The sequence below is a fragment of the Streptomyces sp. TLI_105 genome (genome assembly GCF_900105415.1).
Taxonomy (GTDB): Bacteria; Actinomycetota; Actinomycetes; order Streptomycetales; family Streptomycetaceae; genus Streptomyces.
This window is the reverse complement of the sequence record NZ_FNSM01000001.1, coordinates 790,091-804,993: the sequence shown is the minus strand read 5'-3', so window position 1 is coordinate 804,993 and position 14,903 is coordinate 790,091. Positions and strand designations below refer to the sequence as shown.

Below are 14,903 nucleotides of genomic sequence, written 5' to 3'. Positions count from 1 at the left end.
GGCCGCGTGCTGGTGGGGATGCGCGACGGTCGAGTCAACCGCGACGAGCCGATCGACGTCACCTGCGGCATCGGCTCTCGCCTAGGCGGCCCAAAGCATCCGGTCGAGCGTTCCGTCCATCGCCCACCTGCGGAAACGGGTATGGAGCGTAGCCCACGGCCCGTACCGCTCGGGCACGTCCCACCATGACCCACCAAGCGAGATCATGTGAAGGCATCGCCTAGCCCAAGTGGACGAAGGCGAGCCGGCGATCGGCGTACTGGCGGCGCAGGACCTTCTTGTCGAACTTCCCCACGCTGGTCTTGGGGATCTCGGCGACGAAGGCCCAGCGTTCCGGGAGCTGCCACTTGGCCCAGCTCTCGGCCAGGTGTTCCCTCAGTGCCGCGGCGTCGGCCGGTTCACCCGCGCCGTTCCTCAGGACGACGGCCACGCAGGGCCGTTCGTCCCAGCGCTCGTCGGGGACGCCGAAGACGGCAGCCTCGGCGACGGCGGGATGCGCCATGATGTCGTTCTCCATGTCGATGGAGGAGATCCACTCGCCGCCGGACTTGATGACGTCCTTCGCCCGGTCGACGAGGGTGAGGAATCCGTCGGGACTGATCCGGCCGACGTCGCCGGTCCGCAGCCATCCGTCGTCGAAGGCGCCGGCTTCGACCGGCTCGTCGTCCGGGCTGTAATAGGAGCCCGTGATCCAGGGTCCCCTCACCTCCAACTCGCCGAGCGACTCGCCGTCGTGGGGCACGGGAGCGTCGTCGTCGCCCTTGAGCCTGAACTCGACCAGCGGCGCGAACCGTCCCTGGCTCATCCTGTAGCGCCACCGGTCTTCACCGGTCGCACGGGCCGGCGGGTGGGCCACTGTGCCCACGGACGAGGTCTCGGTCATCCCCCAACCGTGGACGACCTTGACCCCGTGGTGCTCCTCGAAGGTCTTCATCAGCGTGGGCGGCATGGCCGAGCCTCCCACGACGACTTCGCGTAGGTGGCTGATGTCCTGTGGGTGGGTCGCGAGTCTCGCGGCGAGCCCCGTCCAGATGGTCGGTACGGCGGCGGCGGACGTCGGTCGCTCCGCTTCCATCATGGCCAGCAGCGGCTCGGGCTGCAGGAAGCGGTCGGGCATGAGGAGTGACGCGCCGGAGAGCATGGACGCGAACGGCAGACTCCAGGCGTTGACGTGGAACATCGGCACGATCGCCAGACACGTGTCGCTCGTCGCCAGCCCCATCGCGGCCGGAGTGGTCACGTGCATCGCGTGCAGGAAGAGCGAACGGTGGGAGTACACCACGCCCTTGGGATCGCCCGTGGTGCCCGAGGTGTAGCACATCGCCGCGGCCGAGCGTTCGTCCAGCACGGGGAAGTCGTACACGGCGGGCTGCGCCTCGAGGAGGGGCTCGTAGTCGTGGACCTCGACCCCCCGAGGCGCGCGGAAGCCGGCCGCGTCACCGTTCACGACGATCACGTGACGCACGGTGTGGAGCCGGGGGAGTACTCCTTCGAAAGCGGACGCGAGCGTCCCGTCCACGAACACCACGCGGTCCTCGGCGTGGGTGGCCGTGAACACGAGCTGCTCGGGGAAGAGGCGGATGTTCAGGGCGTGAAGAACCGCGCCCATGGCGGGGACCGTCGCGTAGACCTCCATGTGCTCGCTGTTGTTCCACATGAACGTCGCCACGCGATCGGAAGGCCCGACGCCCAGGCCGCGCAGAGCGTTCGCCAGCCGGGCGGCCCGCGTGCCCAGTTCACCGAACGTGCGTCGGCGTGCCGCCCGGCCCGTCCAGGTGGTGACGGTGGCGTCGGCGTGCACGGAGGTCGCGTAGCGCAGCAGATTGGCGAGCGACAGTGGCCCGTCCTGCATCGTGCTCAGCAATTCATTGCTCCTTGGGTCGGGCGGTTGCCGTGTCGGCGTGCGGGTGCGCGGCAGCGCTGATGCCTGGCCGCGGAGGACGCGATCGACTTCGCCGGGGGTTGACGCCGGGCCGGAGGACCTGGCTACCATCAAGTGGGACGAATGATCTAGACGTCCGATCTAGTCATGTGACTCTACTCAACTCCGCGAGGCCGTCGCAATGCCCTGTCCAGGGGCGATCGGGAACTCCGCGCACGTGGTGCCGGGCCGGTCCGACGTGCCGGACGCATCGTGCGAACAAGGCGGGAAGTGACCCTTATGGATCAGACCAATGAGCGCGTCGACGTGGTGATCGTCGGCGCCGGCCTCTCGGGCATCGCGGCGGCGGTCGAACTGACGGCGACGCATCCAGGTCGGTCGTTCGTCATGCTCGAGGCGCGGGACGACCTCGGGGGCACGTGGGACCTGTTCCGGTACCCCGGGATCCGGTCCGACAGTGACATGTTCACGCTGGGATACGGTTTCAAGCCGTGGACCGCCGAGAAGTCGATCGCGTCGGGCGAGGCCATCCTCGACTACCTGAGGGAGACCGTCGACGAGTACGGGTTGAGGCGGCACATCCGCCTCGGTCGCCGGGTCGTCGCCGCCGACTGGTCGCAGGACGACCGCTCCTGGGTCTTGGAGGTCGCGGGCCCCGCCGGTCGCGAACGCGTCGCCTGTTCGTACCTCTACATGGCCGCGGGCTACTACGACCACGAGGGCGGCCACAAGCCGGAGTTCCCCGGCCAGGCGGCGTTCCGCGGGGCGATCGTCCATCCCCAGCAGTGGCCGGCCGACCTCGACTGCACCGGAAAGCGGGTCGTCGTCATCGGATCCGGTGCCACCGCGATCACCCTGGTCCCGGCCCTCGCCCGGACCGCGTCGAAGGTCACGATGGTGCAGCGGTCGCCCACCTACGTGGCCATCGACTCCGATGTCGACGAGCAGGCCAACCGGCTGCGCGCGGAAGTGGGGGACCGGGAGGCGTTCACGCGGATCCGGCTGCGCAACCTCCGTGACCAGCAGGTGAAGTACCACTTCGCGCGCACCGATCCCCAGGCCTTCAAGAAGCACCTCTTCGACGAGATCGAGAAGATCGTCGGCCGCGAGTGCCGGGAGAAGCACTTCACCCCGGCCTACGAGCCCTGGGACCAGCGCGTGTGCCTGGTGCCCAACGGGGACCTCTTCCACGCCGTCCGGGACGGCAGGGCCGAGGTGGTGACGGGGCACATCGAGACGTTCACGGAGGGTGGCCTCCGGGTGGCGTCCGGCGAAGAGGTTCCGGCCGACGTGATCGTGACCGCGACCGGCCTGCAGCTCGTCACACTCGGGAAGATCCGGTTCAGCATGGGCGGCGAGCCGGTCGATTTCTCGCAGACCTTCACCTACAAGGGGGTCGCGTTCAGCGGGGTCCCGAACCTCCTCATGGCCTTCGGCTACCTCAACTCCTCCTGGACGCTCCGCCTCGAACTGGTCAACCGGTTCTGGAGCTCGCTGCTCACCAGGATGGACGAACTGGGTACGACGGTCGTGACGCCTGTTCTGCGCGACGAGGACCGGGGCATGTCGCGAGGACCCTGGGTCAAGGACGTCTCCTCGGGCTACCTCGTGCGCCACATGGACGACATGCCGGCCCAGGGCGACCGCGAGCCGTGGATCAATCCCCAGGTCCACGAGCAGATGAAGGACCTCCTGAGCGCACCTCTCGAGGACGGCGTCCTGCGCTTCACGTAGCGCCCGGCAAAGAGCGATTTCTTTGCCGCCATGTGATTGACACCCCCCTTTCACCGGGACTACGTTCAAGTCAAACGACTCAGTCAAATGAGCAAGTCATTTGATCGAGATTCTGAGAATGGCGTCGGCACCCCGTGTGCGGCCGCGAATGATTGAGGTGAGTGCCCATGAGTGGCGCTGTGAGAATCGAGGTCGAAGCGGATCCGACTCCGCTCGTGCTCTCGCTGGCGAGGGTCTTGCGCGAGAGTGCGGCGGTGCCCGAACTCCGTGATCTCCTCACGGGGTTGACCGGCACCGTGGCGCTGCGATCGCAGCTGGACGCCCAGGCCGCGACCCTGCTCTTCGCCGAGGGCGGCGTGGACATCCACCACGGCGTGGACGAGGGCGTCGAGGCGATCCCCCTCGTGCCCTATTCCGATTACGCGCTCGCCGCGACGCCCGACGAGCTCGCCTCGGCGGTCCAGACACTGCTGAACCCGCCGGTGCCCGCCTGGCGTGACGCCGCATCGTCCTTCTGGGCGGCGAACCATGGCTCGACCGGATTCCCCGAGGGGCTCCGCGTGGTCTGCCAGACCGAGGAGGAGGAAATCCGCTTCGGCGAGGACGCACCGGCGTACGAGGTGCACGGCCCCGCAGACGCGCTGGCGGCGGTGTTCAGCGGCCGCGGTGAGACTTTTCTGTTCGCCATCGCGACCGGCGTCACCGTCGTCGGCAGCGTGGCGCACCTGTCGGCAATGTGTGGCGCGCACTGGAAGGTGAGATTCGGTGTCTGAGATGACCATTGATGAGCTCGACCGCTGGCTGGATGAGCACGGCATCACGTCCGTCGAGATCCAGGCGACCAACCTCGACGGCACGTTCATCGGAAAGACCCTGTCGCGAGGCAAGTTCCTGGGCTGCGTCGAGCAGGGATTCGCCTTCGCGGACGTCGTGTTCGGCAACGACCTGAGCAGCACCCCGATCCTCGGTATCCCCTTCCCTTCCTGGCGCGGCGAACTCGCGGACATCTTCCTCCGCCCCGACCTCAGCACGCTGGTCGTGTGGAAGCCGGGCAAGGCGGCCGTCATCGGCGACTTCTGGACCCAGGACGGCACCCCGGTCTCCGTCTGTCCGCGCAACCTGCTGCGCCGCGTCGAGGCCGACGCCAAGGAGATCGGTTTCACGGTCAACACCGCCATCGAGATCGAAGCGACCATTTTCGAGGAGTCGGTTCGCGAAGCCCGCGCCAAGGGCTACGAGGGCCTCACTCCGCTCGGCGGCACCGGCGGAGGTGCTTACGTGCTCGCCAAGGACGCGGACTGGCGCGCGTACCTGGAGCGGGTGGAGGAGCGGCTGCGGGACATCGGCATCGACTGGGAGGCCTGGAACGACGAGGCCGCCGCAGGCCAGATCGAAGTCAATGTCGCGATGGGCAGTGCCGTCGAGGTCGCCGACCGGTGGGCCCGATGTCGACAGGTGATGCGTGAGGTGGGCCACGAGCTCGGCCGGACCGTGACGTTCATGGCGAAGTGGTCGGACGCCTGGGGCCAGGCCTCGCACCTGAACCTCTCGCTGGCGACGCCGGACGGGAACGCCTTCTACAGCCCCGACGGTCCGTCCGACGTGATGAGCCGGTTCATCGGCGGCGTGATGCCGGCGATGGCGGGTACGACGTCGATCTCCCTTCCCTTCATCACCTCCTATCGCCGGCTCATCCCCGCCGAGGGCCCGCCCACGACCATCAGTTGGGGAGTCGGCAACAAGACGACGGCGGTGCGCGCCGTCGTGGACCACCCGAAGCAGTCCCGCATCGAGTACCGCGTGCCCGGTTCGGACGCGAACATGTACCTGGTCACCGCGGCTGTTCTCGGCGCAGGCCTCTTCGGGATCCGCAACGAACTCGAGCCGCCCACCGCCCTGACCGGCATGGCCTGGTTCCGCCCCGACGGGGAGCCGATCCCGGCGAGCATCAGCCAGGCGGCCGCGGCACTGGAGGCGGACAAGATCCTGCCCGAGGCGCTCGGCGGTGAGTTCGTCGGCTACTGGATCGGCACGCGCCTGTCGGAGTGGCTGTCGTTCCACACCGGTGGGGGTGATCCCGACTCCGGGATCACCCCGTGGGAGCGCAACCGATACTTCGAGCTGGTATGAGCACCCGGATAACAGCCGCCGTCCTGAACACGGCACCGGGCCCCCTCGAACTCGAGGAGCTCCTGATCGACGATCCCGGACCGGACGAGGTCCTGGTGAAGGTGGCGTACGCCGGTCTGTGCCATTCGGACCTGCACGAGATCGACGGCACCTTCGAGACCCAGCCGCCGATCGTCCTCGGTCACGAGGCGGTCGGTCGGGTCGTGGCCGCCGGCACGGGCGTGTCGGAGTTCGCGCCGGGGGACACGGTCGTGACGTGCCTGTCCGCGTACTGCGGCAACTGCGAGTACTGCGTGGCCGGGAGGCAGACGCTGTGCGTGAACCGGGCACGGCTGCAGCAGGAGCGGTCCCGGCCGCGGCTGACCAAGCTCGACGGCCGGCCGGTACGGCCGACCGCCGGCATCGGCGCCTTCGCGGAGATGATCCTCGTCCACAAGAACAGCCTGGTCACCATCCCGGACGACATCCGTCCGGAGACGGCGAGCGTGCTCGGCTGCGCCGTCACGACGGGCATGGGCGCGGTCCTGCACAGCGCCTCGGTGCAGACCGGGCAGAGCGTCGCCGTCGTCGGCCTTGGCGGGGTCGGTTTCGCCGCCGTCCAAGCCGCACAACTGGCGGGCGCGGCGCAGGTCATCGGGATCGACGTCGTGCCGGGCAAGCTGGAGCGGGCCGTCCGATTCGGCGCGACGCACGTCGTCGACGCGAGGGAGACCGACCCGGTCGAGGCGGTGCGGGCGATCACCGGCACCGGTGTGCACCACGCGTTCGAGGCGGTCGGTTCGGCCGCCACGGCCGGACAGGCGTTCGCCATGCTCCGGCCGGGCGGGACCGCCACCGTGATGGGCATGATCCCGGACTCGCAGCCGATTCCGGTACGAGGGGCGGAGCTGTTCCTGGAGGAGAAGCGCATCCAGGGCTCCTTCATGGGCTCCAACCACTTCAAGGTCGACGTCCCGCTGTACGTGCGCTTCAACCGCATGGGCCTGCTCCAGCTCGACGACCTCGTGACCGCCCGGTGCGACCTGGCCACCATCAACGACGGATTCAAGGCCCTGGCGTCCGGACGGGAGATTCGTGTCGTCGCCCGGGTCGGAGAGGTGTGAACATGCCACCGCTGATCGGCATCACGGGCCGCCGCCTGAGCCTGGGCATGGTGAAGGGGACGTCCCGCCGCTTCCAATTCCAGTTCATCAACTCCTACTTCAGCGCGTTCGGCGACAAGGTGGCCGCCGCTGGCGGAATACCGGTCAACGTGCCGTTCAACTGTGACGCGGAACAGGTGGTCGACCGACTGGACGGACTCATCGTCACCGGCGGGCAGGACGTCCATCCTTCCCGCTGGGGCGGGAACGCCCAGGTCGACCCCGCGGTCGACCCGAGGTGGAACCACGACGTGCCGGACCCCGAACGGGACGAGTACGAGGCGGCCCTCCTCGTGGCCGCGCTCCAGGCGAACCTTCCGACCCTGGGCGTGTGCCGCGGTCATCAGCTGCTCAACATCGTCCTCGGCGGCACCCTCGTCGAGCACATAGAAGAGGGCCCGATCGTCCACTCGTCCCCGAACTTCGCACCTGACGACGGCGACGACGAGCACACCGTCCACTTCACGCCGGGAAGCCTCGCCCACACGCTCTACGGGCCCCAGCGCGTCGTCAACTCCTGGCACCACCAGGCGGTCGACCGCCTGGGCCGAGGACTCACCGTCATGGGCACCACCACCGACGGCGTCGTCGAAGCCATCAGGCTCGCCGACAGCCCGGTGGTGGGGGTGCAGTGGCATCCCGAGTGGATGGCCTCGCCGGACCCCGTCTTCGACTGGCTCGTCGACCAATCGGAGGCGAACGCCCTCGGACCCGCCATGACAGGAGGCACGACGTGGTGAACACGGACCGAACCGGCACCGCGCGTTCACTGGACGACTGGCTCGCTCTCAAGAGCCGGCTGAGTCTGTCGCGCGGAATGTGGATCAACGGCGAATGGGCCGAATCGAGGACCGGTCGGACGGCCACCCTCGTCAGCCCGCGCGACGGACTGCCCTTCGCGGACGTCCCCAGCGCGGACCGCGACGACGTGGACCGGGCCGTCCAAGGTGCCAGGCAGGCGTTCTCGTCCCGGGTCTGGGCGGGCCTGGAGCCACGTGAGCGCGGGGCCGTGCTGATCCGCTGGGCGGACCTGCTCGACCAGCACCGCGACGAACTGGCCCTGCTGGTCGCGCTCGAGATGGGCAAGCCGGTCACGGTGGCCTGGTCCGTCGAACTGCGCACCGCCATCAACACGATCCGCTGGTACGGCGAAGTCGCGGACAAACTGATGGACGAGTCGCCGCGCGGCCGCAACGACTCCGTTGCCCTGGTGACGCGGGAGCCACTGGGGGTCGTGGGCGCGATCACGCCGTGGAACTTCCCGATGACGCTGTCGATGTTCAAGATTCCCGCGGCCCTCGTGTCGGGGAACAGCGTCGTCGTCAAGCCCGCGACGCAGACGCCCCTCTCCCTCCTGCGCGCGGCGGAACTCTCCGCCGAGGCGGGCCTGCCGGCCGGGGTGCTCCAGGTGGTCACCGGCAGCGGTGCGACGGTCGGCTCGGCCCTGGCCCTGCACGACGACGTCGCCACGCTGACCTTCACCGGCTCGACGGAGGTCGGAAAGCAGCTGCTGACCTACTCCGGACAGTCCAACGCGAAGCCGGTCTGGCTGGAACTGGGAGGCAAGTCCCCCAACATCGTCTTCCCCGACGCACCGGACCTCGACGAGGCCGCGCGGATGGCCGCCTGGGCGATCTCCTTCAACAGCGGGCAGATGTGCACGGCGGGGTCGAGGCTTCTCGTGCACGAGGACATCCGCGACGAGCTGGTCGCCAGGGTCGTGGACCACCTCGGCCGCCACAGGATCGGCGATCCGCTGGACCCGGAGACCACGATGGGGCCTCTGGCGTACGAGGGGCATCGCGACGAGGTGCTGGACGAGGTGCGCAAGGGAATCGCGGACGGAGCCCGGCTCGTCCTCGGATCGGACCGGAAGAGGACCGACGGACTGTACGTGGATCCGGTGGTCTTCGTGGACGTGGACCAGCACAGCCGCCTGGCCCAGCACGAGATCTTCGGCCCCGTCCTGTCGGTCACGACGTTCCGCGACGACGCCGAGGCGATCGCGATCGCCAACAACTCCGACTACGGACTCGGGTCCGCCATCTGGACCGGCGACCTCGCCCGGGCCCACCGCCTGTCGCGGGAGATCCAGGCCGGCCTGGTCTGGGTCAACTGCTACGAGGAGGGCGACACCTCGGTGCCCTTCGGCGGTCAGAAGCTCTCCGGTCACGGGTCGGACCGGAGCCTCCACGGCCTCGACAAGTTCACGACCCTGAAGACGACCTGGATCGAACTCGCCTGCCCCGTCGCGAAGACGACGCGCAGGAGACCAGGGAAGCCGTAATGCCCGCGGCTGATCGCGCGGTCGATCAACCGTGATTCGGATAGAGAGAGAATTCGCATGACCACACAGAAGAAGGCTCAGGCGCTGACATCGGTGGCGAACGACACGCCGGCGGAGGAGATCCTCAAGATCGTGACCCGGGACGGCGGCGTCATCATCAAGGGCTTCCTGACGCAGGAGCAGATCACCCGCTTCAACTCCGAGATCGAGTCGCCGCTGCAGGCGATCAACCCGGGTTCGACCCACGAGAACGAGATCGTGGCCGCGTTCCACGGCAACAACACCAAGCGACTCACGAACCTGGTGACGCACAGCGCCACGTTCCGCAGCGAGGTCATCGACCACCCCCTGGTCCACGAGATCAGCGACCTGGTCTTCCTCCAGGAGTCGGGCACGTACTGGATGACCACCGCACAGGTCATCGAGATCGGCCCCGACAGCCAGGCGCAGATGCTGCACCGCGACCTGGAGAACTGGTTCCCGTTCATCGGGATGGGACCCAGCGGCCCGGAGGTCACCATCAACTTCCTGGTCGCCCTGACCGACTTCACGGAGGAGAACGGCGCCACCCGCGTCATCCCCGGAAGCAACCACTGGAGCGACTTCGAGGACCGGGGGACTCCCGAGCAGACGATTCCCGCGGTCATGAACGCCGGAGACGTCCTGCTGATCAGCGGCAAGGTCGCGCACGGCGGTGGGGCGAACCGGACCGGCGACGAGTACCGGCGGGGCCTGGCCTTCGCCTTCAACGCGGGCTTCCTCACCGGCGAGGAGGCGTACCCCTTCCTGGTCGACAAGGAGCTCGCCAAGACGCTCTCCCCGCGTGTCCAGCGCATGCTCGGCTTCCGCTCCCAGTACCCGACGGGCTCTCCCGGCCTGTGGCAGGTCGACTACGCCGACCTGGGCGACTACCTCGGCCTCTGAGCCGACCTGACCAGCTCGCGCGGCCTCGTCGTCGGCGCCCCGTGAGCGAGACGTCCCGCAGAGAGCCCTCCACGGGCCTTCTGCGGGACGTCGTCCAGGTCTGGCCCTCGTTCCCGCTCATCGATCCACGGGACGCCGGATTCGGTGCCACCGTCCCGCGTGTGCTGAAGGAGGCACTCGAACATGACCAAGCCGACCGGTGTCATTCTCGTCGGACTCGGAGCCACGGGCATCGCCATCGCCGAGTCGCTGGTGAGCCGACGCGACTGCGCACTCCTGGGTGCGCTGGACATCGGGGCGGACAAGGCCGGAGTGCCCCTCTCCGACTTCGTCGCCGGTGCGCCGAGTGTCCCCGTGGTCGCTTCCGTCGCGGAGCTGCTGCCTGCCGACGTGGCCGTCGTCGCCACGTCGTCCTGGGTGGACGCGATAGAACCGACGCTCACCGCCCTCATCGAACGGGGGACGAACGTCGTGTCGATCTGCGAGGAGCTGAGGGATCCGACCCGGAGCCACGCGCAGGCTGTGGCTCGCCTGGATCGGCTCGCGCGCGAACACGGCGTCTCCGTACTGGGCACCGGCTGCAACCCGGGGATGCTCATGGACACGCTTCCGCTGGTGCTGAGCGGCCTCACGCTCGGCGTGGATCGTGTGTCCGTGCGGCGTACGGCGGACATGAGGCGCTACGGCGCGATCCTGAGGAAGTTCGGGCTGGGTCTCATGCCGGCCGAGTTCGACGCCGAGCGCGATGCGGGTCGTGTCATGGGGCACGTCGGCTTCGCGCAGAGCATCAGTGCCCTGGCCCGTGGACTGGAATGGGATCTCGACTCGATCGAGGTCGACACCGTCGAGCGAGACCTGATCGCGGAGACGGAACGCAGGGGGCAACACGCCGTCATCCCCGCGGGAACCGTGACGAGCGTCCTGCACCGGGCTCGTGGACTGGTGCAGGGGAAGGCGGTCATCGAACTGGCCACCCGGTTCGGCATCTTCGACCCGGCGGACGCCGTCGAACGCGGTGACGGACTCCTGCTCGTCGGTCGCGAGCAGACGATCGAAGTCGTCGTGCCCGGCGGGTTCGAGAGCTTCCTTTCCACTGTGGCCATGGCATCGAACGCCGTGACCGCGGTCGTCGAGGCGGAACCGGGCTTCCGCACCGTCGAGGACCTGCCGGTGGGCGCCCTGGCCAGCAAGGGCGCCCGCGTCGCGCCCTGAGGCACCCGCGACACCTCGCCCGGTACCGGGCGTCAGACAGACACCGGGGAACCGGCCGCCTTCCTGGGCGGCCGGTTCCCCGGTGACCGAGAAGGAAGGAACATCGAATGGGCCTGGAGTCATCGCGCATCGCCTTCGAGCGGGCCCGGCGCAGTGTGGGAGCAGGGGTGGGCTCCGGCCTCCGCGCGGCCATGCAGCCCCATCCGCTCTTCGTGAGCGAGGCGCGAGGAGCCCACGTCTGGGACCTGGACGGCGACCGTTACATCGACTACGTCATGGCGTGGGGTCCCCTCGTCCTCGGACACGGCGACCCCCGCATCGTGGACGCGGTACTCGACGTCGTCTCGCGGATGCAGGTCGTCGGCACCGGCCACGTCCTCGAGTACGCGGCGGCGGAGGCGGTTCTCCAATCCGTCCCGCACGGCGAACGCCTGCTCTGGAGCAACACCGGGACCGAAGCGGTTCAGGTCGCACTGCGCCTGGCGCGGGCGGCCACGGGGCGCCGGCGGGTGGTGAAGTTCGCCAAGAGCTACCACGGATGGCACGACACCGTGTACGCCGGTTTGAGCGACGCCGACACGGGTGAGGTCGCGGTGCCCGCGAGCAGGGGGCAGAGCCCGAGTGCACTCGACGACCTCGTGGTGGCGCGGTTCAACGACGTGGAGATGATCGAACGCATTCTCGCGGACGCCGTCGAACGGGACATCGCCGCCGTGCTCATCGACCCGATCATGAGCAACGCCGGCGTCGAAGCGCCCTCGCAGGAATTCCTGCAGACCCTGCGATCCCGTTGCGACCAGCACGGGGTGGTGCTCATCTACGACGAGGTGATCGCCGGCTTCAGGATCGCCCGGGGTGGCGCGGCCGAATTCTTCGGGGTGCACCCCGACCTCTCCGTCTTCGGCAAGGCCATGGCCGGCGGTTTCACCCAGAGCGCCGTCGTCGGCCGAGCGGACCTGATCGACCAGGTGACCGACGGCGTGGTCCACGCCGGGACGTTCAACGGAAACCCCGTCGCGCTGGCCGCCGTACAGGCGACCATGGGAGCACTCGAGGACCCTTCCGTCTATGAAACGCTGGAAAGCGTCTCCGCCCAGTTCGAGCTCGTGATCGGGGACCTGCTGGCCTCCGCGCCCCAACCCGCCCGTCTCAACCGCGTCGGTTCTCTGCTCCAGTTCGTCCCGGACCTCGATGCCACCGGCCTGCACGGCACCGGCGGTCCCTGGCCGCAGATTCTGGGTGGGATGCTCGCCCACGGCGTGGTGTTCATGCCTTCGGGCAAGATCTTCCTCAGCACTGCGCACCGCCGGACGGACATCGACGCCACCGCCGACGCCCTCGAGAAGGTTCTGCGTCAGCTGCGGGGGCCCGCAGCGGGCTGACCGCCGGACGCTGCCCGGTGGCGCCGACATCCTGACCGACACTCCGCGCGCCCGGCGTCTCACACGCCTGTACCCGGCCTTCTGGGCCACGCCGTAAGGCAACCCACCCTCATCAATTGCCGTTGTGACGCCAGACCGGCGCCTCGGCATCAGGCCGCCCCCCTCCCGATCGGTGTGGGCCGCAGCCGACCGACTCCTGTCGCCCGTCCCCGACGGCTGCGACCGCTCTCCACCCCCGTGCGCCGTGGCCGTCTTCCTTCTTCCGGAGAGAGGTCCCGTGCCCTCCGTTTCCTCCCGGCCCCCCGTCCCGCGACGGGGGCTTCCCACGCCGGCGCCCCACTCGTCCCCCGGTGACACGCGGATGCTGGTCACGATCAACGCGCTGCCGCTCGCCGTCGGCGTCCTGCTCTCCTGCTCCACGACCCTCGGAGCGACCGCCGTGTACGGACGCCTCACGCTCGGCCTCGGATGGGCATTCGTACAGCTCGCCGCCCTCGTCGGCGGGACGTGCTGGTACGAGCACCGGACCGCGTCCTCCTGCACATCGGCGTCGGCGACGACCGCCGCCTCTCATACGGCCAGGGGCGCGTGATGACCCCCTACCTCCTGGGCGCCGGCTCGCTCGACCCGATCGGTTCCGAGGCAAGGAGCGCCGTGATCAGCGCGTTCCTCGTCTTCATCGGCATCTGCCTTCTGTGGGTCTTCACCCTCGCCACCCAGGGCGACGACCTGGAAGGTCTCTACGTCGCCGACCGGTCCCTCACCCCCGTCTTCAACGGCGTCGCCATGGCCGGCGAACAGATCACGGTCGTCATCCTGGTCACGCTGCCGGGATCGATCTCCCTCTTCGGTTATGACGGGGTCTCGATCGCCGTCGACAGCGCCATCGCCCTCGGCGTCTTCCTGCTCCTCGTCCCGAGGATCCGCAGCACCGGCCGCTACACCCTCGGACAGCTGTTCTCCCTGCGTGTCGAGGGGCCCGGTGCGCGGACGGCGGGCGCGGTGGTCACCCTGTGCATCGCCATCCCTCTGCTCATGGTCCAACTGCGGGCCGGCGGCGTCACCACGGCTCTGCTGATCGGCATGCCGAGTGAGACGGCCCAGGTGGTGTGCACGGTCATGATGGGATGCCTCATCACATGCTTCGCCGGCGTGGCCGATCTGCGCGGCGCCAGCTTCGTGCAGGTCGTCAAGGTGCCCGTGGCCCTGGCGACGCTCGCCGTGGTGACCCTGCTGGCGCTCCGCGTCTTCGCCTGGAGTCCCGGAGACCTGCTCTCGGCCGCCGTGCACAAGAGCACGTCCCCGCACGCGTACCTCAGTCCGGGGTTGTGGGCGCACGCCACGGGTCTCGGGCCGCTCAGCGCGATCAGCGACCACATCGTCGTCATCCTCGGCACCGCGATGATGCCCCACCTGATCCTGCGCGTCAGCGCCGGCCGGGACGTGCCCGCCGCCCGGCGCTCCATGAGCATCGCCGTAGGACTGAGCGGTCTCTTCTTCCTGCTCCTGATCACGACGGGCTTCGCCGCGGCCGCGGTGGTGGGCAGCGGACAGATCGGGGCGGTCGACGCGAAGGGACAGGGAGCCCTGTTCCTGCTGGCATCGAGCGTCCTGCCCCACCACTCCACGGGCCGGGTCGTCCTCATCACCCTCGTGGCCTGCGTCGCCTTCCTCGCCGTGCTCACAGCCGTGGCCGGCGTGACCTTCGCCGCCGGCGTCTCCATGGCCCGCGACCTGTTCGGACGGAAGGACCGTTCCAGGAGCGTCATCGGAGAGCTGGGAGTCCTGCGGCTCTCCGTCGTCGCGCTCTGCGCGGTGAGTCTGGTCCTCACCGTCGCCGCACACCGCTACCCGATCGAGTTCCTCCTCGCCTTCTCCATGAGCGTCGCGGCCTCGTGCGTGTTCCCCGCGCTCGTCTACTCCTTTCTCTGGACCGGCTTCAACCGGCGAGGGCTTCTGTGGCAGGTGTACGGAGGGCTGTCCCTCTGCATACTCCTGACCCTTTTCTCCCCCGGTGTTTCCGGGACGGTCTACGCGCTCCTGCCCCAGGAGGACTTCGACCTGTTCCCGTTCGACACTCCGGGGGTGGTCTCCGTCCCGGCGGCCTTCCTCCTGGGATGGCTCGGCAGCGCGCGTCCGTGGAGGCGGACCGCCCGGATCCGGCGAACCGAACGGAGTGGTGTCACCGGCTGAGTCCGCGGGGCGCCGAC

At 68.9% G+C, this 14,903-nt stretch carries 13 protein-coding genes; 11 read left to right on the top strand and 2 right to left on the bottom strand.

The features are described 5' to 3' along the window. Positions 1-81 precede the first annotated feature (81 nt). Together BLW86_RS43910 and BLW86_RS03720 are read right to left on the bottom strand one after the other, a co-directional pair. Entirely contained in the window at positions 82-207 is a 126-nt protein-coding gene (locus BLW86_RS43910) for a transposase (RefSeq protein ID WP_093872676.1), read from the bottom strand. A 13-nt stretch (positions 208-220) separates the two neighbouring features. Next, positions 221-1,864 (bottom strand): long-chain fatty acid--CoA ligase, encoded by a 1,644-nt coding sequence (locus tag BLW86_RS03720; protein WP_093872675.1) that lies wholly within the window; start codon positions 1,862-1,864, stop codon positions 221-223. 297 nt (positions 1,865-2,161) lie between these two features. On the opposite strand from BLW86_RS03720, the gene BLW86_RS03715 reads away from it, so the two are divergent. From BLW86_RS03715 to BLW86_RS03665, 11 genes are all read left to right on the top strand, one after another. Further along, positions 2,162-3,616, top strand: coding sequence for a flavin-containing monooxygenase (locus BLW86_RS03715; protein WP_093872674.1), 1,455 nt, complete (start codon positions 2,162-2,164; stop codon positions 3,614-3,616). A 179-nt stretch (positions 3,617-3,795) separates the two neighbouring features. Further along, on the top strand, positions 3,796-4,389 hold the full coding sequence (locus BLW86_RS03710) for a hypothetical protein (protein WP_093872673.1): 594 nt from the start codon (positions 3,796-3,798) through the stop codon (positions 4,387-4,389). A 1-nt stretch (position 4,390) separates the two neighbouring features. Continuing rightward, positions 4,391-5,746 carry a glutamine synthetase family protein gene (locus BLW86_RS03705; RefSeq protein ID WP_093872672.1) on the top strand — a complete coding sequence of 452 codons (1,356 nt, stop codon included), beginning with the start codon at positions 4,391-4,393 and terminating at the stop codon, positions 5,744-5,746. Further along, positions 5,743-6,849, top strand: coding sequence for a zinc-binding dehydrogenase (locus BLW86_RS03700; protein ID WP_093872671.1), 1,107 nt, complete (start codon positions 5,743-5,745; stop codon positions 6,847-6,849). Before BLW86_RS03705 ends, BLW86_RS03700 begins: the two co-directional genes overlap by 4 nt. 2 nt (positions 6,850-6,851) lie before the next feature. After that, the gene (locus tag BLW86_RS03695; RefSeq protein WP_093872670.1) at positions 6,852-7,628 is read left to right on the top strand and encodes a gamma-glutamyl-gamma-aminobutyrate hydrolase family protein; all 777 of its coding nucleotides are present in this window, start codon (positions 6,852-6,854) and stop codon (positions 7,626-7,628) included. Positions 7,629-7,705: 77 nt separating this feature from the next. After that, positions 7,706-9,175: an aldehyde dehydrogenase family protein gene (locus BLW86_RS03690; RefSeq protein WP_093878483.1), complete on the top strand. Its 1,470-nt coding sequence runs from the start codon at positions 7,706-7,708 to the stop codon at positions 9,173-9,175. A 57-nt stretch (positions 9,176-9,232) separates the two neighbouring features. Beyond that, positions 9,233-10,099 (top strand): phytanoyl-CoA dioxygenase family protein, encoded by an 867-nt coding sequence (locus BLW86_RS03685; RefSeq protein ID WP_093872669.1) that lies wholly within the window; start codon positions 9,233-9,235, stop codon positions 10,097-10,099. Positions 10,100-10,282: 183 nt separating this feature from the next. After that, positions 10,283-11,311 carry a hypothetical protein gene (locus BLW86_RS03680; protein WP_093872668.1) on the top strand — a complete coding sequence of 343 codons (1,029 nt, stop codon included), beginning with the start codon at positions 10,283-10,285 and terminating at the stop codon, positions 11,309-11,311. Between the two features lie 107 nt (positions 11,312-11,418). Next, positions 11,419-12,693 carry an aspartate aminotransferase family protein gene (locus BLW86_RS03675; RefSeq protein WP_093872667.1) on the top strand — a complete coding sequence of 425 codons (1,275 nt, stop codon included), beginning with the start codon at positions 11,419-11,421 and terminating at the stop codon, positions 12,691-12,693. A gap of 361 nt (positions 12,694-13,054) precedes the next feature. Next, positions 13,055-13,285: a hypothetical protein gene (locus tag BLW86_RS03670; protein WP_093872666.1), complete on the top strand. Its 231-nt coding sequence runs from the start codon at positions 13,055-13,057 to the stop codon at positions 13,283-13,285. After that, complete coding sequence (locus tag BLW86_RS03665) at positions 13,285-14,886, top strand: sodium:solute symporter family transporter (RefSeq protein ID WP_093872665.1); 1,602 nt, start codon at positions 13,285-13,287, stop codon at positions 14,884-14,886. The genes BLW86_RS03670 and BLW86_RS03665 overlap by 1 nt, the downstream gene beginning before the upstream one ends. Positions 14,887-14,903 lie beyond the last annotated feature (17 nt).

Coding starts and splice junctions, on each gene's coding strand:
- BLW86_RS03700 (WP_093872671.1), top strand. CDS start 5,743: ATGAGCACCCGGATAACAGCCGCCGTCCTGAACACGGCACCGGGCCCC.
- BLW86_RS03670 (WP_093872666.1), top strand. CDS start 13,055: ATGCTGGTCACGATCAACGCGCTGCCGCTCGCCGTCGGCGTCCTGCTC.
- BLW86_RS03675 (WP_093872667.1), top strand. CDS start 11,419: ATGGGCCTGGAGTCATCGCGCATCGCCTTCGAGCGGGCCCGGCGCAGT.
- BLW86_RS03705 (WP_093872672.1), top strand. CDS start 4,391: ATGACCATTGATGAGCTCGACCGCTGGCTGGATGAGCACGGCATCACG.
- BLW86_RS03690 (WP_093878483.1), top strand. CDS start 7,706: ATGTGGATCAACGGCGAATGGGCCGAATCGAGGACCGGTCGGACGGCC.
- BLW86_RS03680 (WP_093872668.1), top strand. CDS start 10,283: ATGACCAAGCCGACCGGTGTCATTCTCGTCGGACTCGGAGCCACGGGC.
- BLW86_RS03715 (WP_093872674.1), top strand. CDS start 2,162: ATGGATCAGACCAATGAGCGCGTCGACGTGGTGATCGTCGGCGCCGGC.
- BLW86_RS43910 (WP_093872676.1), bottom strand. CDS start 207: ATGATCTCGCTTGGTGGGTCATGGTGGGACGTGCCCGAGCGGTACGGG.
- BLW86_RS03695 (WP_093872670.1), top strand. CDS start 6,852: ATGCCACCGCTGATCGGCATCACGGGCCGCCGCCTGAGCCTGGGCATG.
- BLW86_RS03685 (WP_093872669.1), top strand. CDS start 9,233: ATGACCACACAGAAGAAGGCTCAGGCGCTGACATCGGTGGCGAACGAC.
- BLW86_RS03665 (WP_093872665.1), top strand. CDS start 13,285: ATGACCCCCTACCTCCTGGGCGCCGGCTCGCTCGACCCGATCGGTTCC.